Origin of the sequence: Seonamhaeicola maritimus (genome assembly GCF_008056315.1) — a bacterium.
GTDB classification, from domain to species: Bacteria; Bacteroidota; Bacteroidia; order Flavobacteriales; family Flavobacteriaceae; genus Seonamhaeicola; species Seonamhaeicola maritimus.
Genome location: NZ_VRKQ01000016.1, coordinates 130,446 through 153,231 on the forward strand (window position 1 = coordinate 130,446; position 22,786 = coordinate 153,231).

Annotated in this window: 17 protein-coding genes and 1 tRNA gene; 11 read left to right on the forward strand and 7 right to left on the reverse strand. The window is 33.1% G+C overall.

What is annotated here, in order from left to right; translation table 11 throughout:
• Positions 1 to 97: 97 nt before the first annotated feature.
• The 4 genes from FUA22_RS14615 to FUA22_RS14630 all read left to right on the forward strand — a co-directional run bounded on the left by FUA22_RS14615 (position 98) and on the right by FUA22_RS14630 (position 7,675).
• Positions 98 to 1,945 (forward strand): sigma 54-interacting transcriptional regulator, encoded by a 1,848-nt coding sequence (locus tag FUA22_RS14615; RefSeq protein ID WP_147769334.1) that lies wholly within the window; start codon positions 98 to 100, stop codon positions 1,943 to 1,945.
• Positions 1,946 to 2,133: 188 nt separating this feature from the next.
• Positions 2,134 to 2,688 (forward strand): OsmC family protein, encoded by a 555-nt coding sequence (locus tag FUA22_RS14620; protein WP_147769335.1) that lies wholly within the window; start codon positions 2,134 to 2,136, stop codon positions 2,686 to 2,688.
• An 80-nt stretch (positions 2,689 to 2,768) separates the two neighbouring features.
• Positions 2,769 to 6,254 (forward strand): 4Fe-4S binding protein, encoded by a 3,486-nt coding sequence (locus FUA22_RS14625; RefSeq protein ID WP_147769336.1) that lies wholly within the window; start codon positions 2,769 to 2,771, stop codon positions 6,252 to 6,254.
• A 92-nt stretch (positions 6,255 to 6,346) separates the two neighbouring features.
• Entirely contained in the window at positions 6,347 to 7,675 is a 1,329-nt protein-coding gene (locus FUA22_RS14630) for an adenylate/guanylate cyclase domain-containing protein (RefSeq protein WP_147769337.1), read from the forward strand.
• Positions 7,676 to 7,677: 2 nt separating this feature from the next.
• Here the strand turns inward: FUA22_RS14630 and FUA22_RS14635 are convergent, their stop codons facing one another.
• Positions 7,678 to 8,538: a universal stress protein gene (locus FUA22_RS14635; RefSeq protein WP_147769338.1), complete on the reverse strand. Its 861-nt coding sequence runs from the start codon at positions 8,536 to 8,538 to the stop codon at positions 7,678 to 7,680.
• 178 nt (positions 8,539 to 8,716) lie between these two features.
• Here FUA22_RS14635 and FUA22_RS14640 point away from each other — a divergent pair, with 178 nt between their 5' ends.
• From FUA22_RS14640 to FUA22_RS14655, 4 genes are all read left to right on the forward strand, one after another.
• The gene (locus FUA22_RS14640) at positions 8,717 to 9,481 is read left to right on the forward strand and encodes a DUF3108 domain-containing protein (protein ID WP_147769339.1); all 765 of its coding nucleotides are present in this window, start codon (positions 8,717 to 8,719) and stop codon (positions 9,479 to 9,481) included.
• A 6-nt stretch (positions 9,482 to 9,487) separates the two neighbouring features.
• The gene (locus FUA22_RS14645) at positions 9,488 to 9,856 is read left to right on the forward strand and encodes an FUSC family protein (RefSeq protein ID WP_147769340.1); all 369 of its coding nucleotides are present in this window, start codon (positions 9,488 to 9,490) and stop codon (positions 9,854 to 9,856) included.
• A 108-nt stretch (positions 9,857 to 9,964) separates the two neighbouring features.
• Complete coding sequence (locus FUA22_RS14650; protein ID WP_147769341.1) at positions 9,965 to 11,017, forward strand: M28 family metallopeptidase; 1,053 nt, start codon at positions 9,965 to 9,967, stop codon at positions 11,015 to 11,017.
• 63 nt (positions 11,018 to 11,080) lie between these two features.
• Entirely contained in the window at positions 11,081 to 12,109 is a 1,029-nt protein-coding gene (locus FUA22_RS14655) for a M28 family metallopeptidase (protein WP_147769342.1), read from the forward strand.
• 72 nt (positions 12,110 to 12,181) lie between these two features.
• Here FUA22_RS14655 and FUA22_RS14660 read toward each other — a convergent pair.
• Positions 12,182 to 12,257: transfer RNA gene (locus FUA22_RS14660), tRNA-His, on the reverse strand.
• Between the two features lie 115 nt (positions 12,258 to 12,372).
• The gene (gene bshB1, locus FUA22_RS14665) at positions 12,373 to 13,095 is read right to left on the reverse strand and encodes a bacillithiol biosynthesis deacetylase BshB1 (RefSeq protein ID WP_147769343.1); all 723 of its coding nucleotides are present in this window, start codon (positions 13,093 to 13,095) and stop codon (positions 12,373 to 12,375) included.
• 300 nt (positions 13,096 to 13,395) lie between these two features.
• Between bshB1 and FUA22_RS14670 the strand changes: the two genes are divergently transcribed.
• A complete protein-coding gene (locus tag FUA22_RS14670) occupies positions 13,396 to 15,237 on the forward strand; it encodes an SLC13 family permease (RefSeq protein WP_170309936.1) in 1,842 nt (613 codons plus the stop codon).
• A gap of 31 nt (positions 15,238 to 15,268) precedes the next feature.
• On the forward strand, positions 15,269 to 15,955 hold the full coding sequence (locus FUA22_RS14675) for a DUF2490 domain-containing protein (RefSeq protein WP_147769345.1): 687 nt from the start codon (positions 15,269 to 15,271) through the stop codon (positions 15,953 to 15,955).
• Here FUA22_RS14675 and rlmF read toward each other — a convergent pair.
• Positions 15,952 to 16,824, reverse strand: a complete 873-nt coding sequence (rlmF, locus tag FUA22_RS14680) for a 23S rRNA (adenine(1618)-N(6))-methyltransferase RlmF (protein WP_147769346.1) — start codon at positions 16,822 to 16,824, stop codon at positions 15,952 to 15,954. The two genes, FUA22_RS14675 and rlmF, sit on opposite strands and share 4 nt — an antisense overlap.
• Before the next feature lies 1 nt (position 16,825).
• Entirely contained in the window at positions 16,826 to 18,232 is a 1,407-nt protein-coding gene (locus FUA22_RS14685) for an MATE family efflux transporter (protein ID WP_147769347.1), read from the reverse strand.
• A 196-nt stretch (positions 18,233 to 18,428) separates the two neighbouring features.
• Here FUA22_RS14685 and FUA22_RS14690 point away from each other — a divergent pair, with 196 nt between their 5' ends.
• Entirely contained in the window at positions 18,429 to 19,088 is a 660-nt protein-coding gene (locus tag FUA22_RS14690) for an HAD family hydrolase (RefSeq protein ID WP_147769348.1), read from the forward strand.
• Between the two features lie 21 nt (positions 19,089 to 19,109).
• Here the strand turns inward: FUA22_RS14690 and ccsA are convergent, their stop codons facing one another.
• Both ccsA and FUA22_RS14700 read right to left on the reverse strand, forming a co-directional pair.
• Positions 19,110 to 22,313, reverse strand: coding sequence for a cytochrome c biogenesis protein (gene ccsA, locus FUA22_RS14695; protein ID WP_147769349.1), 3,204 nt, complete (start codon positions 22,311 to 22,313; stop codon positions 19,110 to 19,112).
• A gap of 74 nt (positions 22,314 to 22,387) precedes the next feature.
• The gene (locus FUA22_RS14700) at positions 22,388 to 22,783 is read right to left on the reverse strand and encodes a group III truncated hemoglobin (protein ID WP_147769350.1); all 396 of its coding nucleotides are present in this window, start codon (positions 22,781 to 22,783) and stop codon (positions 22,388 to 22,390) included.
• Positions 22,784 to 22,786 lie beyond the last annotated feature (3 nt).

Genomic DNA, 22,786 nt, shown 5'->3' on the forward strand with positions numbered 1-22,786 from the left:
ATTTAGTCAATTATCTTTAAAGCTAAATCTTATGCTCATATTCAGTGTTATTACTATTATAAATAATTAATATCTTTAACATGATATTTACCAACATATGGCTAAAGCAACTACCAATAAATTAATAGAGTTTCTTTCTGAAATCCCATTTTTTTCTGAAGTATCTAATGAATCTTTAAAACATTTATGTATAGAATCTGAAAAAGCTTCTTACCTGAAAAACGAAGTTATTGTTAACAAGAATGAAGTTGGTAATTCTATGTATGCCATTATTAGTGGCAAGGTAAAGGTTCATGATAAAAAGCACATTTATGGAACACTAGAAAATGGTGAATGTTTTGGTGAATATGCTTTGATTGATAATGAAACACGTTCGGCATCTGTTACGGCAATAGAAAAAACCGATGTATTAATAATTGGGAGGCAACAATTTTTAGATTTAATGGCCAATGATTCTGGTTTTGCACAAGGTATTCTGTCTGTAATGATTAAACGTCACAGGGAGTTAGATACTATTCAAGAACGACTAGCCTCTTCTAAACAAGACATTGAAATAGCAAGCAATAAAATGAGTGGACTTATTAATGGAGCCATGGATGCCATTATTATGTTTAACAGTGATTTCAGAATTATTTTAACCAATCCGTCTGCCAATACTATTTTGCAAAATGATGATGTATTACAACGTAACGTTTTATTCTTTTTTGATGATGACAGTGCTAATTTAATCGAGGATATTGTTAAATCTGGAATAGAAGATAAATCATCCATCAATAAATATTTACCAAATATTATAAAGGTGATAGGGTCTGATAACAGTGAAACTTTAAACGAGGGTACTATTAGTAAATATGGAAGTGGTTCGGAGACATTTTATACATTAATTCTAAGAAATATAGAAGAGCGTCTAATTGCTGAAGACAAAATAAATTTACTCACCAAACAAACGCAGTATTTAGAAGAGGAAATAAAAGAACTAACTAGTAGCTATGGCATCATTGCTGAGAATAAAGCAATGAAGCAAGCTTTGAATTTAGTTCAACAGGTAGCAAAAACTGATGCCACGGTATTAATTCATGGTGAAACCGGAACGGGTAAAGAACTTATTGCACGTGCTATTCATAAAGAGAGTAAAAGAAATGACAAACCACTAATTCGAATTAACTGCGGTGCTATTCCAACCAATTTAATAGAGAGCGAATTGTTTGGTCACAAAAAAGGAGCATTTACGGGTGCTACTGTAGACCGAAAAGGGCGTTTTATGTTGGCTGACAAAGGCACCATTTTTTTAGATGAAATTGGCGAAATGCCCTTAGAGTTGCAGCCTAAGCTTTTACGTGTTATTCAAGAAGGTGAATTTGATCCCGTTGGAAGCTCTGAAACCATAAAAGTAGATGTTCGAATAATTACTGCAACACATAGAGATTTATTAGAATTTTCAAAGGAAGGTAAGTTTAGAGAAGATTTATATTATCGTTTAAATGTATTCCCTATTGATGTTCCTGTACTTCGAGATAGAGGTAATGACCTTCATCTTATAGCAGAAGAAATGTTAGAGCAATTTTCCAAAAAACTAAATAAACCTATGATTCCGTTATCGGAGGCTGACAAAACTTTATTATCTACTTACCACTGGCCAGGGAATGTTAGGGAGCTTCAAAACTTAATTGAACGCGCTGTCATAGTATCCCAAAATGGTGAAATAAATTGGCATGCCATTATTCCTAATAAGGCTGGAACCCAAGAAGCAAATTTTCAAAATAATAAACAACGCATTTTAACTATAAAAGAATTTAATGCTCTTGAAAAGGAAAACATCCTTAAAGCCCTAAAACACACCAAATGGAAGATTTCTGGAAAAAATGGGGCTGCGGAATTACTACAAATACCTCCAACAACCCTTACCTCAAGAATAAAGGCGCTTGGTATTGAGCGACCTATTTAATTTCACGATATTTCGTTATTACAATTATGATATTTCGTTATTCAACGATATTTCGTTAATTCACTAGTGTCTTAATTTTATTTTAACCACTTGATTAACAGCTGTTTAATTAGTTTGGCACATGAATAGCATTAAACAAGTCAAACATTTAAAAACCAATTTATTAATCAATTTAAAATTTAGAAAACATGATTACAACAGCAAATGTAAAAAACGGAGTAAACGTAGATCAATTAGTAGAAACTATCGGTCACATTCAAGAACAACCAGAATTAGCAAAATTTGAATTTAGAGCTAAAAATAACTGGATTAATGGTGGGCACTGTGTGTCTAGCATAAAAAGCTTCTACGGAGCAGGTCAAGAAGACACAACGCGTGAAGAAACATTCACAATGGAATGTAGCCATCCTCAAGTATTATTAGGAGAAGACGAAGCCGCAACTCCACCAGAAGTTGTATTACATGCCTTAAGTTCTTGTTTAACTGGAGCTATGGTATATCATGCTGCTGCTAACGGTATTGACATTGAAGGTGCAGAATCTACAATTAAAGGTAATGCAGATTTACATGGTTTCTTAGGATTAGATCCCGAAGTAAGAACTGGTTTTAATGGAGTAACTATCCAATTAAAAGTTAAATCTGACGCTTCTGCTGAACAACTTGAGAACTTAGCTAAATTTTCTCCTGTATTTGACATGATTAGCAATCCAACTCCTGTAAACATAGAAATTGTTAAACAGTAGAAACCACTTAAAAAAATGGCTACTCAAATTGTAGTAGCCATTTTTTTATCATCAATCATAAATGATTTGAACACCAAAAAATGAAAGCTTCAAAATATCACATCTCCAATGCTAATAGAGCAGTTGCAAGAATTGCTTATAAAACCAATGAGGTGTTTCCAATTTACCCCATTACACCTGCTTCGGAAATGAGCGAATTGGTTGAACAATGGAGTGCTGAAAACAAACCAAACTGTTTTGGCAATGTGCCAACTGCGTTTCAGATGCAAAGTGAAGCAGGCGCTGCCGGAACAATGCACGGTGCTTTACAAACAGGTTCTTTATCAACTACTTTTACAGCATCACAAGGTTTATTATTGATGCTTCCAAATATGTACAAAATTGCAGGTGAATTAACACCTAACGTTATTCATGTAGCAACCAGAAGTATAGCCACTCACGCTTTATCTATTTTTGGCGACCATAGCGATATTATGGCCGTTCGTCAGTCTGGATACGCTATGTTAGGGAGTGCATCAGTTCAAGAAGCTCAGGATTTTGCTTTGATAGCGCAAGCAGCAACCTTAGAATCTCGTATTCCTTTCGTTCATTTTTTTGATGGATTTAGAACATCTCATGAAACCTCAAAAATTGAAACAATTTCTGATGAAACCATCCAATTTATGATGGATCTAAAAACCATTAAAAATCATAGAGCAAATGCTTTAAATCCCAACAATCCGGTTATTAGAGGAACCGCTCAAGGACCTGATTTGTTTTTTCAAAGCAGAGAAGCTGTAAACCCATTTTACGACACATGTCCTGACATTGTTCAAAAACATATGAACACCTTCGCTTCATTAACCAACAGAAGCTACAATCTATTCGATTACGTTGGCGCTTACGATGCAGAACAGATCATCATTTCTATGGCATCTTCTACAGAAACAATTGAGAAAACTATTGTACATTTAAACAATAATGGAAATAAGTTCGGTTTAATAAAAGTTAGATTATTCAGACCATTTAGTACAAAACATTTACTGCAAGCATTACCAAAGACTACAAAATCTGTTGCCGTATTAGATAGAACTAAAGAAGCTGGATCAAACGGAGAACCTTTGTATTTAGATATTTTAAAATCTATCTTTGAAGCCTATCAAAATAATAAAATATCAACCTTTCCAAAAGTAGTTGGGGGCAGATACGGATTATCCTCTAAGGAATTCACGCCAAGTATGGTGAACGCCATTTTCAACAACCTAAAACAATATCAACCTAAAAATAATTTCACTGTTGGAATAAACGACGACGTCAAAAATTTAAGTTTAGATATTTCAGAATCAATACATATTGACAACAGCTGCTACAAAGCAATATTTTATGAAGAAAAAAACACAAAACTATCAGAGAGCTTTACCAACACCTTAAAGATTATTTCAAAAAAAGAAAACACCTTTACTCAGGGCTATATAAAATGTGATTACAAAAAAGCCAACACATTCAATATTGCCCATTTACGCATTGACAACAAACAAATAAAGGCACCATATTTAATAGAACAAGCCGATTTTATTGGTTGCCAAAAAGCTATCTTCACAATTAAAGATAACACTTTAAAAAATCTAAAATCAGGAGGAACACTACTGGTTAACTCTTCATTAACGTCTAAAGCATTCTGGCATTCATTAACGGTAAACATACAAAGAGAAATTATAACAAAACGTATCAATTTACTAATTGTAAACATTAGTGCTATTGAAAAATTAGAGCTACTTAAAAATGAAACTATTTCAGAATTACATGCTTGCTTTTTAGCACTTAAAAAGGATTTGACCTTTTCTGAATCTATTCATGATTTAATCGATTTCATCTATAAAGTTGACACGTCTAACACCTATATAGAAGAAACTTCCTTATCTAATTTTAACGAATCCCCTAATCGTTCACTATTAGCAAGATTACTGAATAATCAAGGAAATGATACTTCCGTAAGCTTACTACCAGTTGATGGCACTTTTGAAAGTGACACTTCAAAATTCAATCCTATTCAGCATTCAGAATTCCTTCCAAAATGGAATATAGATACATGTACACAATGCGGTGCTTGCAGTATGGCATGTCCTCAGGCTGCTTTACGAAGCAAAGCATTTGATGAAACATATTTAAAAACCGCTCCTAAAAATTTTGATTTTATAGATTCTATGGATTTCGATTTAATGAATTACACCATTCAAATCAACCCTGACCAATGTAATGGTTGTAATAATTGCATTGATGCTTGTCCCACAAAAGCACTAAAACTGGAAAAACGTGAGAATATTTACAAAGAACAAAAATCTATTTGGAATTACTTTGAAACTATCTCAGAATTAGATAGAAACCTCATAGATACAACAAAGGTGAGTCAGCAGCAGCTGCAAGAACCCTTATTTAAATATTCAATTGGTGTTGAGGGTTGTGGAGAAGCACCCTATTTAAAACTTATGTCTCAATTGTTTGGGGATAGACTTTTAGTTGCTAATGCAACCGGTGCAAGTTCCATATTCGGTGGTGCTTTACCAACAACACCTTGGTCAAAAAATAATAAAGGTTATGGACCCGCATGGTCAAATTCTCTATTTGAAGACAATGCGGAATTTGGTTTGGGGTTTAGACTTTCTATCAATCAACAAGAAAAACAAGCAAAACAGTTGATAGAAAAGCTTTCATCCCAGATTGGTTCTGAATTGGCTTTTGATATTGTAAATAATTCTCAAGATTCAGAATTAAAAATAAATCAACAAAAACAAAAAGTTACTCAATTAAAAGAATCTCTTAAAAAAATGGACACTCTTGAATCAGAGGAATTGCTAAATATTAGTGATAACTTAGTTAAAAAGAGTGTATGGGTAATTGGCGGTGATGGGTGGGCCTACGATATAGGTTATGGAGGCATTGATCATGCTTTGGCTTCAGGTGAAAATATAAATATTTTAGTTTTGGACAACGAAGTTTATGACAACACAGGAGCTCAGGCCTCAAAAGCAACACCATTTGGTGCTCAGGCAAAATTCGCTTTCAATGGAAAACAAAGGCAAAAGAAAGATTTGGGGCGTTTGGCTATGATGTACGACAATGTGTATGTAGCCTCTGTAGCAATTGGAGCAAACCAGGAACAAACTTTAAAAGCTTTCAACGAAGCTGAAAGTTTCAATGGCCCCTCAATAATCATAGCGTATTGTCATAGTGACGCTCATGGCATTGACATGAAAAACCCAAGTCAATATCACAAAGCTGCAGTAAAATCAGGCCAGTGGTTATTGTATAGAAATGACCCAAGACGGTTAGGAAATAGACTAAACACATTGCAATTAGACTCTAACGTTCCTTCAATAAAAATTGAAGACTATTTAAAAATGGAAAAACGATTTTCAAAATTGCTGAACAACAGTCCCGAAACGTTTAAAACATTAATTAGACAACTTCAAAAACAAGTAGATAATAAATTTAACAGGTACCTATCACTATCTGAACAAAGACTATTTAATAGATCAAAACTCATTCAGAATAAAAAAATCAATAAACAATTAACTCCTAGAAATTAAAATACCGTTAAATTAAGTCTGGCCTCTAGAGTTTAATCCTCCCTCTTTTTAAGAAGTTTTTTAGTAACTTTAAAACTTAAATTCACGTTTATATGCCTGATGTTAAAGTACCTATTATCACTTATACTGGAATCAATCAACAAGTAGAACTTCATGATTCGGATTCTACATTATTAGAGTGCTCCATTATGAATCAAATACCTCATATTCATGAATGTGGAGGTAATGGATTATGTACCACCTGTAGAATTAGAGTTATGGATGGACATAATAATCTTAATCCGCGTACCTTAAAAGAACAAGAAATAGCTAGAGTGAGAAAGTGGGATCCTTCTATTCGACTAGCTTGTCAATGCTATACTAAAGGAGATGTCAACATCCAACGATTAGTTTGGACCAATTCTGAGGTTAACAAACTACAATTGGAAACAGTTCCAGAAGGAGTTGCGGAAGAAAGAGCTATTGCCATTTTATTTTGTGACATAAGAGGCTTTACAAAGTTAGCTTCTGAAAACAGTTCATTCGATGTTGCTCATATTTTAAATAGATTTTACACTGTTTTAGGTGACCCCATATTAGTTAACAATGGTATTATTTATCAATATGTTGGTGACGAGATTATTGGCCTTTTCGGTGTTTCTGGAGGTATAAAATATAAAAACTGTAATGATGCCATTAGAGCAGCTTTAGGCATGCAATACGCCATTGAAAGATTAAACCATATTGAGCTGGTTGACTTTGATGTAAATATAAAAATGGGCATTGGTATTAATTTTGGGAAAGCCTATATAGGTCATTTAGGACACCCAAAACACAAACAATTTGCAGTAGTAGGAGATCCCGTTAATACAGCTAGCAGAATTCAATCATATAACAAAGAGGTAAATACCAATATTTTAGTTTCAGATACTGTTCTAAAAAGTTTACCCAGGGAAACGGTAAATATTGGACGAACATTTAGCAACCAAATGGCTGGTCATGATTATGACACCGTACTGCATGAGTTATTAGGTTTTAAGGATATGGACATCCAACTGGAACTACAACAGTCCCTTGATGTTTTACTTAGAAATGAAGAAGCTTTTGCTAGCAAATTTTATGATAAAGTTTTTACTAAAGCACCTAAAGTAAGAGCTCTATTTAAAAATAATATGGCATCACAAGGTAGACTTTTAACTCATATGCTTGGAGGTATAGTTTATTCAATGAGTAGACCTGAACATCTTGCCTTGGGACTAAAACTTTTAGGACAAAGTCATGTTAGATATGGTGTTCACCAAGAACACTACCCAATTGTTTTAGAATGTTTAACCGAAACTATTGAAGAAGAATTGGGTGAAATGTGCAACCCTCAACTACTCAGTGCTTGGAAACAAGCACTTGAAACTGTAACTTCTGAAATGAAACGTTATGCTAAATAAATTTAAATTATAGCTTCTGATTTATTAGAACTCTCCACAACTAAAAAAGGCACATCAATACTAAAAGCAAAAGTTTCTAAGGCGTGTCTAGTAAATAATCTCTCTAAAAAAGAATGTTTTTCACTAATCATGGACAGTATGTCAATATCATTGTCCAATATATATTGATGCACGGTATCAAACATATCCTTTTTATTCACATCAATGAAATCATGTTCGGCATCAGGAAAATAAGCATCAAAAAAATTCATGTTTTGCAATTGTTTTTGAGCCAAATGGTGTTCATCTGCAACATGCAAAACATATAATTTAGAACCACAAAGGTGTAGAACTGTTTTTAAAATCTGTAATTCATCAATAGTGAATAAATTAATATGATTAGTTGTAAATGCTATTTTATTTAATGGTGCATATTTACACCCTTCTGGAATTGCTAAAACAGGTGTATGGCAACGCTGCATAACTCTAGCTGTGTTACTTCCAAAAAGTACACGTTGCAAACCTGAAGCTCCTTTGGTTCCCATAATAATTAAATCTACTTGATGTTTTTCCGAAGTTTGATTTATAGAATCAATGAAATTATCATAATCTACTATAGAATGAAATTGATGCTTATCATTATCCTCTCTTAATTTAATACTTGAAATAATATTTGTTATAGATTTTTTAGCAGCGTCAATAAGGGTTGAGTATATAGTGGCAGAAGAGGACACCACCATCATATCATCCGATATGAACGACGAAGCTTTTTGAACATTCAAAATATAAAATTCACATACTTCATTTTTAAATAATTCAGTTGCATAGTTAATTGCATTAAGAGAATTTTTAGAAAAATCTGTAGGTAATAGTATAGTTTTCATCGTTCGCAGATTAATGTTAATTAAGTAAATATAATTTTCAATACCAATAAAAACTATGACAATTATCAGTTACACAACAGGTTACATACATATAACAAAAATTAGTAAAATAAATGAAAGCATTGTATTTTCGGCATAATAAATGATTAATGAAACGTTATAATCTAAAACACTTTATATGCCTCGTTTTCTCTTATTAATTCTCCTTCTTTGGTCAACTATAATTAACGCTCAAAACAATGCTATAGCTCCAGGTGAAAAGCTAGTTTATACAGCCTCATATAATATGTCTGGTATTCTTACAGATATTGCCCAAGTAACAATGGAGACTAGCAATGTAAAGACATCAAAAGCTACCCTATTAAGGTTAAAATGTACAGCTGCAACTTATAGTAAATGGGATACTTTTTTTAAGATTAGAGATTTATACGAAAGCTACGTGAGCCCTAAAACACTTACTCCTTATTTATATAAAAGAAATATTAATGAAGGAGGTTATTTTAAGGCCATGAAATATACTTATAGTCATAAAACAAACATTATTAAATCTGTTCAAACTAAAAAGAATAATAGAATAGAAAACAAAGATTTTAAATTTAATTTAGGATCAAAAGACATCGTTTCTACCTTATATAATATTAGATTATTGAATTACGAATCTATGAGTGTTGGTTCAAAAAAAACCGTTACCATAATCTTTGATAGGAAAGAGACAAAAGCATCTATTACTTATTTAGGAAAAGAAACCATTAATACCGCCATTGGCAAAAAATCTTGTTATAAAATTTCTTTAGGTAGTCAGTCCAAGATATTAGAAGGAAGTAGTAATAATTTATTGTGGCTTACTGCTGATGAAAATAAAATAATAGTCTATGGCAAATTTAAAATTCCTGTTGGAAATGGCGAATTAAAAATCAAATCAGCCTCCGGATTAAAAAACTAATAAAAAATGAAAAAACTATTCACAATATTAGCAATAATAGCTTCGGTTTTAGCAATTATTTTTGCCGTGTTACCAATATCAAACTTAGCTATTATACCATCTATTTTAGCTCTTATTTTAGGATTAATAGCCTTTTATCTTTCAAAAAAAACAGGGCAAGTTAAAAAAATAATTCAATTCACATTTCTATTAACCATAATGGCTTTAGTTATCACCACTTATAAAGCAGTTTTCATAAAAACCGAAGTAGCTGACACTAAAGAACTTGAAGCAACAGAAACAAAATCTGAAGAAGAGGCCATTGAGGAACTAGAAGAACTAGATATCAATGAAATTGAAATTGACGAATCCGAATTAGATGGTATAGAATTATAAAACCCTTTTTATCTCTGTTATTTGTATATTTGACTCAATAAAATAGTCATCTATATCATTATTATTTAGGTGCTCCCCATCTGAAACTAAAACAGAGACGTCAAACGGATGAAAACCTTTTGCATACTTACAGTACTTACATTATTAGGTACCTGTGCTACTCCAAAATACACCACTAAAATTCAAAACCTTAAGGATAGTATTCAATTAGTAGATAGTATTAATGTTGTGAAATATGCCAACACTATTACTACCGAAGAGCTAAAAAAGCATCTTTATTTATTTTCTTCTGACGATTTTGAAGGAAGAGAAGCTGGTGAAAAAGGGCATATAATGGCTGCAGATTTCTTAAAATCCTATTACCAAAACGAAAAAATTGAATCTGCCTACGGTGCAGACAATTATTTTCAGACAATTCCTGCAGATTTTTTTCCTCATCATGATAAAAGCTCTGATAATGTTTTAGCATTCATTGAAGGATCTGAAAAGCCAGATGAAGTAATTGTTATTTCTGCACATTTGGACCATTTAGGAATTGAAGACGATGGCCAAATAAACAATGGTGCCGATGATGACGGATCTGGAACAGTAGCAATTATGGAAATGGCCCAGGCCTTTAATAAGGCCAAACAAGAAGGTAACGGCCCCAAGAGAAGTATCTTATTTCTGCATTTCACTGCCGAAGAATTAGGAAAAAAAGGATCTGAATATTACACCATGTATCCGGCGTTTCCTATTGAGAATACGGTTGCTGATTTGAATATAGATATGATAGGTAGAATTGATGATTTACATCAAGACAATAAGGACTATATCTACTTAATAGGCTCCGACAGATTAAGCAAAGAATTGCATTATATTTCTGAAAAAGTAAATGAAACATTTTTCAATATTAATATTGATTACAGATATAATGTTGAAGGTGAGAGAAACAATTATTATTCTAGATCTGATCACTATCATTTCGCCACAAAAGGAGTTCCAGTAATTTTCTATTTTAACGGTGAACATGCTGATTACCATAGACCATCAGACACCCCTGATAAAATAGACTACCCATTATTACAAAAAAGAGCAAGACTTGTTTTCGCTACTGCATGGCAACTTGCTAATCAGGAACACAGAGTAATTTTAGATAAAAATAACGAACTGTTAAAATAAACGGAAGTTAGCCTTTCTATAAAGGCTTTTTTTGTATTATAGCGTTTAATTAGATTAATAGATATGTATAGAATAATACTTCTACTTTGCGCTACTTGTATTGTAGCATCTTGTAGTTCTTCAAAAAATAAAAAAAATAATAAGGAAGCAGACCCAGTAAAATTTGCTAACACCATTACTGCTAATGAGCTAAAAGAAATGCTATACATTTATGCTTCTGATGACTATGAAGGTAGAGAAACAGGAGAACCTGGGCAGAAAAAAGCGGTTGAATTTATTAAAGAACAATATGTTGCAAATGACATTCCTTCTCCTTTAGAAGAAGGTGATTATTTTCAAGAAATTCCCGCATCCTTTTTTAGAGGGAATACAAAAGCATCTGAAAATGTACTTGCCTATATTAAAGGGGCTGACAATCCAGATGAGGTTATTATTATTTCTTCTCATTTAGATCATATTGGTATATCTAGAGATGGAGAGATTAATAATGGTGCTGATGATGATGGCTCTGGTACCGTTGCTATGATTGAAATTGCGGAAGCTTTTAAAGCTGCTGCCGACAAAGGTTATTCACCAAAACGTTCTATTTTATTTTTGCATGTTACTGGTGAAGAAATTGGTCTTTTCGGGTCTCGTTATTATACAGATGTTGATCCTGTTTTTCCATTAGAAAACACTGTGGCTAATTTGAATATTGATATGATTGGTCGTATTGACCCTAAACATGAAGAAAAGCCTAACTATTTATACTTAATTGGTTCTGATAAATTAAGCAAAGAATTACATGATGTATCTGAAGAGGTAAACAAACAATACATCAACATGAAATTTGATTATACCTATAATTCAGACAATGACCCCAACCGTTTTTATTACAGGTCCGATCATTACAATTTTGCAAAAAACAGCGTTCCAGTTATTTTCTATTTTAATGGAACACATGCTGATTACCATAGGCCAACTGATACTCCAGATAAAATTGAATACGAACTTTTAGAAACCAGGGCACGCCTAATTTTCCATACGGCTTGGGAATTGGCTAATAGGGAAGAACGTGTTAAATTGGACGAGAAAAAAGCGAAAGTACAGTAGTTAATAAAGTATCCCGAATAAAAAATAAAAAAATAAAAAAGCCCTTCGAAAACGAAAGGCTTTTAATTTTTTGGGTGGAAGACCGGATTCGAACCGGCGACCCTTGGTACCACAAACCAATGCTCTAACCAACTGAGCTACAACCACCGTGTAACTCGCATTTTGCAATGCGTGTGCAAATGTAATTTATTTCAATCTTATCTACAAAGACTTTTTTTAATATTTTTAATTGAATTTAAAAATAAAATCAACAATATTCTTAACTACTTTATATCGAACAGACTATCAATAGCAACATAACGTTCAACATTAAATCCTTCAGCATGCTCTACCCCAATCAATCGTCCTAATTCTCTAGCTCTATACGCAATACTGTCCGTGAAATTTTTACTAGAAATCGGGGTTTCTGGTTCCTTGCTAGTGGCGTCAAAAAACTGCGTTTTATATGCTAAAACAGCTTCCATTTTTCTATCCATAAACCCTGTAACATCAACCACAAAATCTGGCTCTAAGTTTTTCCATTGCATATAATGATACACATGTTTTGGTCTCCAAGGATCTTGCCAGCTATCATCATCTTCAGATTTAGTGTCAATTTTAATCAATCCACTTAAAAAACAAGCGTCACTTACCAACTTACTGCCTTTACCATGGTCAATATGCCTATCGTCTATAGCATTACATAAAACAATATCCGGTTTATATTTGCGTATCATTTTAATGAGCTCTATTTGATGGTATTTATCATTTACAAAAAATCCATCTGCAAATTCCATATTTACCCGAAACTCCGCACCTAAAATCTTTTTGGCTACCTCAGATTCAACATCTCTCGTTTCAGCAGAACCTCTGGTTCCCAACTCACCTCTTGTCAGGTCTATTATTCCCACTTTTTTATTATTTGCAATCTCTTTCGCAAGGGTTGCTCCACAACCTAATTCAACGTCATCTGGGTGTGCTCCTATGGCAAGTATATCTATTTTCATTTATTCAACTTTCTTAAACAATTAATCGAAAATTCTCCGATTATTCTACAATATTCATTGAAGTTTTTTAACTAAAGGAAATTATAAGTAATTAATTCTTCAAAAGAAACCTACTATTGCATAAAACTTGGAATTACGAAAACGACTTCGCTAACGGTTTTACCATTTTTTACAGGTTAAATATAACAATAATTGAAAAATTATCGACCAAGTTAAACTATGACATTAGTCATAATAAACTATAGGCTATAAATAGTAATTTTATCCTATCAAAATAATCAAACGAGAAAACACAAGAATATGTATTTAATGCTCTTTATTTTAGTTATAACAATTGGACTATTTGTCTGGGGAAAATTCACTCCTGATATTGTTGCTTTAATTTCAATGATAAGTTTATATCTAACAGGGATTTTAACAGCACCAGAAACCTTAAGTGGATTTAGTAATCCAACCGTTATCATGATTGCTGCCCTATTTATTATTGGTGAAGGTATTGCCCAAACCGGATGGACAGCTATGGCTGGTAAGAAATTTGTAGAATGGGCTGGAAAAAGTGTGCCTAAATTATTGGTAATTGTAAGTTTAGGTGCTGGTGTATTATCTGGCTTTGTTAGCAACACAGGAACCGTTGCTACTTTAATGCCACTTACCATATCTTCAGCTTGGAGTATCGGTACACTACCTTCTAAAATGTTAATGCCTGTAGCTTTTGGTTCTAATACGGGTGGCTTACTTACATTAACAGGTACACCACCAAACATTATTGCTAGTAATGCTTTAGTAGAATCTGGTTTTGAAGGATTCTCTTTCTTTGAATTTGGGTTAATAGGTTTACCTCTATTAATAATTGCTTTACTCTACTTCAGATATGTTGGGTACAAACTTTTACCCAATAATAAAACCAATAATAAACCTGTAAACATTGAATCTACATTACACAACTGGATTGAAGCTTATAAAGTAAATAATGACTACTATAGGTTACGTATTAGATCATTATCGCCTTTAATTAATACCGAAATTAAAGATTGGAACTTTGAAGAAGAATTTAACGTAACGATAATTCGACTAAAAAGAAGACACCCTAACAGACTTAAAGGATTTCCTAAATTTGAAGAATTTCCAGATTTAGAAACAAAACTTAGATACCACGACATTATTACTGTTAAAGGTGATACGGAGGCCATAAACCGAATCATGATTAGATTCAGACTTGGTTTATTACCACTAGAACAAGAATCAACTGACGAGTTAAAGAACAACCTTATCAACCAAGAGGTTGGTATGACAGAAGTTATTGTAAACCCTAACTCTGTATTAGTTGGCAGAAAATATAAGTTAGCCGAATATTTCAAACGATTTGGACTTCAATTATTGGCTGTTTCCAGAAACCATCAACCATTAACTGAAAAAGAAATCAGGGTAAAAGTTGGTGATGCTTTTTTACTAAGAGGTACTTGGGATGATATTGAAGGCTTGAAGAAACAACATGAAAACTTGGTGATATGTGGTAGTCCAGAAGGAATGGCTAAAAACGTTGAAAGCCTAAATTACAAATCATACATTGCCATGGGGTCTCTTCTTTTAATGATAGCCTTTATGGTATTTAAAGTAGTTCCTGGTTCAATGGCAGCTTTAATCTCTGCTGGCATCATTTTACTAACTGGATGTGTTCCAATGGCAAAAGCCTACAAAGGTATAAGTTGGACAAGTGTTGTCATGATTGCAGCTATGATACCCATGGGTATTGCTTTACAGAAAACAGGAACCGCACAAGTAATTGCAAACGGATTAGTTAACTACTTAGGTGCAATTCACCCAGTTATGTTATTAGGTGGTGTTTTCTTATTAACAACAACCTTTAGTCAAGTAATTAATAACTCAGCAACAGCCGTTCTTATGGCTCCAATTGCAATATTAGCTGCCGGTTCTTTAAATCTTTCACCAGAACCATTTATGATAGTTGTAGCCATAAGTGCTTCAACGGCGTTTTTAACACCAATAGGAACAACAACAAATGCAATGGTAATGACAGCAGGTGGATATAAATTTATGAATTACCTTAAAGTAGGTGCTCCATTATTGGTATTATTCTTAATTATTTCGTTAATCCTCGTTCCAATAATTTGGCCATTTTAAATAATTATTAAGCATCTTAAATTTGAATAAAATGAAACGAGTTTTAGCCCTATTACTACTTTTTATAAGTTTGAACACATTTGCTCAAACACCTGTTGAAGATAAATTAGGATCCTGGTTCACTTATGGTGCCACTTATAAAGTTTCAGATAAAATAAGTCTTAGTAATGTTATACAGTCATGGCATTACGAAGTTGCCGATAATTTCAACTTCTTGTTTACCAGTTTAACTTTAAACTATCATCTATCTCCAAAAGTAACAACTTCATTTGCTTATGGTTGGATGGATATTGATAGAGGTTATGAATCAATTAAACCACATATTTATGAAAATCGGTTGTATGAACAACTTGGTTATAAACATAAATTAGGTAAACTTCCTATTGACCATAGATTTAGAATTGAGCAGCGTTTCCTTAACATGCCAGCACCAACAGACAATGTTATGCGATCACGTTTCCGTTATAGATTAGGCACCAAATTAACACTTAACAAAACATTCTTTGTTAGAATTAATAATGAATTCATTGCAACAGTTCGAAATGGAAATTATGAGAGTTTTACCGAGAATAGAGCTTATGGTGCTTTAGGTATTAACGTTTTAAAATCTGGGAATCTACAAGTAGGTTATTTAAATAGAAAAATTAAGGGGTTAGATTTACACCGTTTACAATTTAGTTTCTTTTATAAAGCAGATTTAAGAAAGAAGAAAGATTAATCAATAAAGGACCAGGCTATAATTCTTGATTGCTTGTTGCCTTGTCCCATATTGATAACCTTAACGGATTTAACGTTTAGTTTTTTCAGAGAAACTTTCATACCTCTAACCAATTCTTTTTTTGAGACTAAGGAAGAAAACCAATGGCATTGTTCTTTAAACAAAGAACTTTCATATAAGTAATTATGAAGGAAGGCTTTTTCACCACCTTTATACCATAACTCATTATGGGTTCCTGCAAAATTTCTAACCATCTTGTTATCCTTGTTTAGTCCTTTTAATTTTCTTGTAGTGGCCTCCACAGCTTCTTGCTCTGATTTATAAAATGGAGGGTTGCACATTGAAACAGAAAAGGTATCCTCATTAGATAAAACACTTTTTAATATGTTCTTACTATCCTTTTGATGCCTTAATGAAATATAATTGTTCAAATTATTTTTATTGACAATCTCCTGAGCATATTTCAAAGAAGTTTTGTCAATATCAGTTCCTGTAAATCGCCAACCATATTCAGCATATCCTAAAATGGGATAGATACAACTTGCTCCCGTTCCTATATCTAAAATAGAAATATTTTCTGTTAAGTTTGAAGTTTTTAATAAATCTGAAAGATGATGAATATAATCTACTCGCCCAGGTATTGGTGGACACAAATTATCATCAGGAAACTCCCAAAACTTAACTTCATAATACTTAAACAGTAAAGCGGTGTTAAGTGCTTTTACTGCTTTTGGGTTAAAGAAATCTATTGTTTTAGATTCATATTTATTTACAAAAACAAACTGTTCTAATTCCGGGTAAACTTCACATAAGTTTTCCAAGTCATAACCAGGTTTATGTTTGTTTTTTGGATGTAAATTATTACTCATTCTATACCTTAACTAATTTCCAGCTTCCTTTTTTAAACCATATAACTGCAACTATAGCAATTATTATTTCTGCCAAAGTAATTGCCAAAAACACACCTGTAGGACCAAAATCTAAAGTCAGTGCCATCACATAGGCAAACGGTAATTGTAATAACCAAAAACAAACAAAATTAATATAAGTTGGTGTTTTGGTATCTCCCGCACCATTAAAAGCATTAATTACCACCATTCCGTAACCATAAAACACATATCCCGCAGCAATTACACGCAAACATAAACTACCATACTTTACGACATCTGGGGTATCGTTAAACAGTACTATAATTTGCGGAGCAAATATTAAATAAACTATAGAAACTAACCCCATAAAAATGGCGCTATACTTACCTGTTTTCCAAACCGACAATTCTGCTCGTTCTGGTTTTTGAGCTCCTAAATTCTGGCCTACCAATGTAGCTGCAGCATTACTCATGCCCCAAGCAGGCATTAATGTAAACATCATAACACGTATGGCAATGGTATAACCTGCAAGCACTTCGCTACCAAATTCGCTCATAATTCGCATTAAAAACACCCATGAAGATGTTCCTATTAAAAACTGTCCAATACCTCCTAATGATACTTTAATTAAATTCAACATCACCCCTACACGAATTACTAAATCTTTAAAAGCAATTTTAATTTTTCCGTAGCCATAAAATAGAATCGCCAATTGAAATAACACTGCAACACCCCTACCAATAGTAGTTGCTATAGCGGCTCCTTTAACACCATATGCCGGAATTGGACCAAGTCCGAAAATAAAAATAGGGTCTAAAATAATATTTAACCCGTTGGAGACAATCAACACTTTCATCGCAATGGAAGCATCTCCCGCTCCCCTAAAAATGGCATTGATAAGAAAGAGTAACATAATAGTAACATTTCCTCCTAAAAGCACTTGTGTATAACCATAACCCTCTTCAATTAAATCAGATTTACCTCCCATTAAACCAAGTATCTCTTTCGGATATAAAATTCCGATGACACTTATAACCGCGGCTACGAAAACCCCGAGAAAAACAACCTGGACGGCAGCATCAGATGCTCCCTTATAATCGGTTTCACCAACTCGTCTTGCAACTATAGCAGTTGCTGCCATACTCAATCCTATGGCTACAGCATAAACTAAGGTAATAACCGATTCTGTTAACCCAATGGTTGCCACTGCATTTACGCTTATTTTAGACACATACATAATGTCTACAATGGCGAAAATGGATTCCATGAGCATTTCCAAAATCATGGGAATAGACAACATAAAAACTGCCCTACGAATACTACCAGAAGTAAACTCTTGCTCTTTACCGGTTACAGCAATTTTAAAGTATTGAATGAATTGTTTAAATGTAATTTTATTTGATTGCATGTATAGTTGTATTAAAAATAGACATAGCCAAAGACCAACATCTTTAGCTCATTTGTTACTGAGAGAACCTCAGCGCTAACCGGAAGTCAATTTAAACAATCATAAGTCGCAAAGTTGTTGAAATATTTTCACATAACAAAATGATTTTTTTAGGCAACCTTTCTCAATTGAATTATCTTCGCCAAAATTTTTCAATATGCTTAAAGCGGTTATTTTTGATATGGATGGTGTTATTATTGATAGCGAACCTATGCATAATAAGGCTTACCATGATATGTTTGAAGAAGTGGGAATTGAAGTTTCTAGTGAATTATACGAGTCTTTTACGGGACAATCTACTATAAATATTTGCCGTAGGTTGTGTGACCATTTCAATCTTGAAGAATCACCCGAAACTTTAGTTGCTCTAAAAAGAAAACACTACAAACAGTTTTTTGAAAGCAGCTCTGATTTAACACTTATTGATGGTGTTTTAGAGCTAATTAAAGATTACTACAGCAATGGATTAACCTTAGTTTTAGGATCATCTGCTGCGATGACAAGCATTAATCAGATTTTTGATCGTTTTGAATTAGACCAATACTTTATAGCTAAACTAAGTGGAGGAGACCTAAAGCAATCTAAACCACACCCTGAAATATTTATAAAAGCTGCCGAAGCAACAGGTTTTAAAAAAGAAGAATGCATAGTTATTGAAGATTCAACCAACGGTATTCAAGCTGCAAATGCTGCAGGAATTTATTGTGTTGGCTATGACAGTTTCCATTCTAAAAATCAGGATTACTCAACTGCAAATAAAGTCATAACCGATTTTAAAGAGATCATATTTAACAAAGTCATTACCTTATTAAATTAAACTTTTGAAGTATAAGAATATCTACCTCTTATAATATTTTTCAAAACCTCTATAGGCAAAAAACGCTAAGACCACTAAAAAGCCATATGTGACAGCTATAACTTTATAACTAGCCATTTGTTGTCCAGACTGATAAGAGTGTAACCCAGACAAATAGAAATTCACTCCAAAATAGGTGAAAATAATAAATGAAATGGCCACAACAGAACATAAATTAAATAACCAACGACCACGAAGCCCTGGTATTAATCGCATGTGAATAACAAAGGCATAAATCATGATACTAATTAGTGCCCAAGTTTCTTTTGGGTCCCAACCCCAATAACGTCCCCAACTTTCATTGGCCCACATACCTCCTAAAAAATTTCCAATGGTAAGCATTACCAAACCAACAGTAAGTGCCATTTCATTAATAATTGTAAGCTCTTTAATGCTTAAATCCATTTTAACTTTATTCTTACTTGTAGTTACAGCCATTAAGAACAGTGAGACAACACCTAAAACCATTCCTAATGCAAATGGTCCATAACTTGCAACAATAATAGCCACATGAATCATTAACCAATAACTATTTAAAACTGGCTGCAAATTTCCTATTGAAGGGTCCATCCACTGAAAATGAGCTACCATTAATAACATAGAAGTTACAAAGGCAGTTGCAGCAAGCGTTAAGTCACTCTTTCTACCAAAAATTAAACCAAATAGCATGGTGGCCCAAGCTACATAAATCATAGATTCATAAGCATCACTCCAAGGAGCATGACCCGATACATACCAACGTGCAATTAAACCTCCTAAATGGATTAAAAACATGCCTACAATTATCCATTTAAAAACAGCCACAGCAACACTTATAGCCTTACTTCTATCTCTAAATATTTGAACAATTAAAAGCACAAACATTAAACTACTGGCGTACATATACCAGCTAAAAAGTTTCTTAAATATATCGTACTTATTATATAATACTTCTGTATGAATTTTTTCATCACTAAGCATGACTTCAGAGCCGTACTTATGTTGCGTTTTTTTGAATGCAGCTAATAACTTTTCTGCTTCAGAAAAATCTCCCGATTGTTTCGCTTCATTAAGCGTAAAAAGGTATGCCTTAAACCCGTTCTTTATAAAATTACTATAAAGTGAATCTACTACTTTGAATTTCCCCGACATTAATTCATAAGATGATGTCCATGTATTGTTGGCATCATCAGGAACCGGGTATAATTTTAAAGATGTTCCTTCTATGGTATTGTACAGCAAATTAACACGCTTATGTGCTTCTTGTACTTCTTTTTGATAACCATTAGGTGCTGTTGTTCCGAAGGCATCCTCTAAATAAGGTTCTAATTTATAGATTCCTTTTTCTGTAAAGAAATCGGCTAAAGTAACGTACTTGTCTTCAACACTAGTACCAATAATATGGCGTATGGTATCCGCTTTTTTCTTTGCTAAATATATTACCGGTACATTATACCACAAACGCGGGCTCTCTTGCATTGAAAGGAATACCTGATGTGCATCAAAGTCTTCATAAGTATCATGCTTACTTAATTTACGAAGCATTTCAGAAGCATAAGTACTAACCGGTTTCATACGTCCGTCTAAATCCTGAATCACTAAGTGTCCAAATTTTTCAGCATGCTCTTTAGGCGTAATATTATCAGTTAAAATTGAATCAATTTGTGCTTTTGTTGGTTTTACTTGTGCTGTAGCATGAGCAGAATGGTCATGACCATCATCTTCAGAATGTTGTTGTGAAAACCCGGTTAAACCTAAACACAAAAACAATATGGTGATTAACTTTGATTTCTTTTGTTTAACCTTATTGAGCTGTTTTCTTAAGTCTGAAAACCTGGTTCCTTTCAAAAACAATATAGCAAGAAGCCCAAGGTATAGCATAAAGTAACCTATATAAGTGATTAAAGTTCCCAAATAATCATGATTCACTGATAAAATAGTTCCTGATTCATCTGGAAAAAAACTTGATTGAAAAAACCTGTAACCACGATGATTAAGAATATTATTCATGTAGATTTTATAATCAAAATCACCTTCTTGTTCATCAATTACCGTCACTTGACTAGAATATGCAGAATTAATATCTGAACCTGGAAACTTATCTGCCACAAAATCATTTAACTTAATACTAAATGGCAACTTTAAGACTTTAGCTCCATACTGAAGAGAAATATCTAAACCACCTATTTTTACTTGTTTAAAAGGTCTATTCATCCCTTTTCCTCCAAGAACAGGAACACGTTTGGACTCTCCATTAGTAGTAACTATAAATACTGCTCCGTCCTCATCATTTCTGTTTACTTGTTCCTTTTGAACAATATCAAAAGCACCCTTAAAAATAGGACTAGGAAACACCATTTGTACATTGCCTATTCTATAAAGCGAACGCAGTTTTAAGGGTTGCAGACTATCTTTAACCAAAGCTGTTTGTTCTTGTGTAGCCATTGTCATATAACTACCATCAAAAGGAGAATCTATAGACAAAGAATCACCTTTATACAAAATATTAACAGCTCCTTTTACTGGATTATTTAAAGTAAAAATAACATTGTGAATACTGGCTTGCTCACCCACCTTTAAAAAGTGATTATGTCTTCCTCCTCCACTAGTTCCAACTATTTTTAAATATTCATCACCATTTTCATCTGGAACTAAATCTTCTTCGGCACCAACAATAAACTTTTCTAATTCAATAGTAACCGGTTGCTTATCATATTTAGTATTAACCTTAAAGTCATTATCCAATCGTTTCGAAAAATCTACTTCATATTCCAAGGGCAACCTTTGCGCAACACCATCAATTTTGTAATCACCATCAATATAAGCAGTAACATATGTTTTTTGCGAAAGAAAAACATTTTCAGTACCTCCTTCGGGTATAGACATCATACCTTCAAAACTCACATATCTCGTGATAAAGGCTCCAACAAAAATAAAAATGAAGGCTATATGCAATGATAATGTAGCCCACTTTTCTTTTTTGTAAAGTTTGTATCTGAAAATATTTCCACAAAAATTAACCACGAACAAGCCCATTATAGCCTCAAACCACCAAGCATTGTAAATTAAATTTCTTGTATAAGGAGTTGGAGATGTTTCTTGATTAGCATCTAAAAATGTTCCTGTAACCATGGCGGCAGCAAAAACTAAAAATAAAATACCTGTAAGACGTGTTGAAAAGAGAATTTTCGCGAGTGTTTTCTGCATAGTGAAAGCCTTTTAAAAGGTCAAGCAAATTTACGTATTTAAGTTTATTTAAACGTGTTAAAATTTTCTTAGTATTAAGAATTACTTTGTCGTGCTTCGAAGATTTTCAAATAAAGAAATGTACCCATTTTTCTGGCACGCCTTTTTGCATTTTCGGCATAATCTCCTTCAAAAAGTTCTTCAATAGTTTGAAACCAAAGGTTTAACCAAATACCAAAATGCTTTTCTGTGATAGAATTGTCATTAGCTTTATCAACATCAACATGTACGTCCAATGGATTTCCATAATATCGGGTCTTTAAAAACAAGCTAGATTGCCAAAAGTCAGTTAAGTTTTCAATATGCGCATCCCAATCATTAATGACATCATTAAAAAAAGGACCTAAAAAGTCATCTTTTCTAACTTTATCATAGAATGAAGACACCAATAAAAACACATCTTCTCTGGTTTTAATATCTGTTTTTGCCATAGA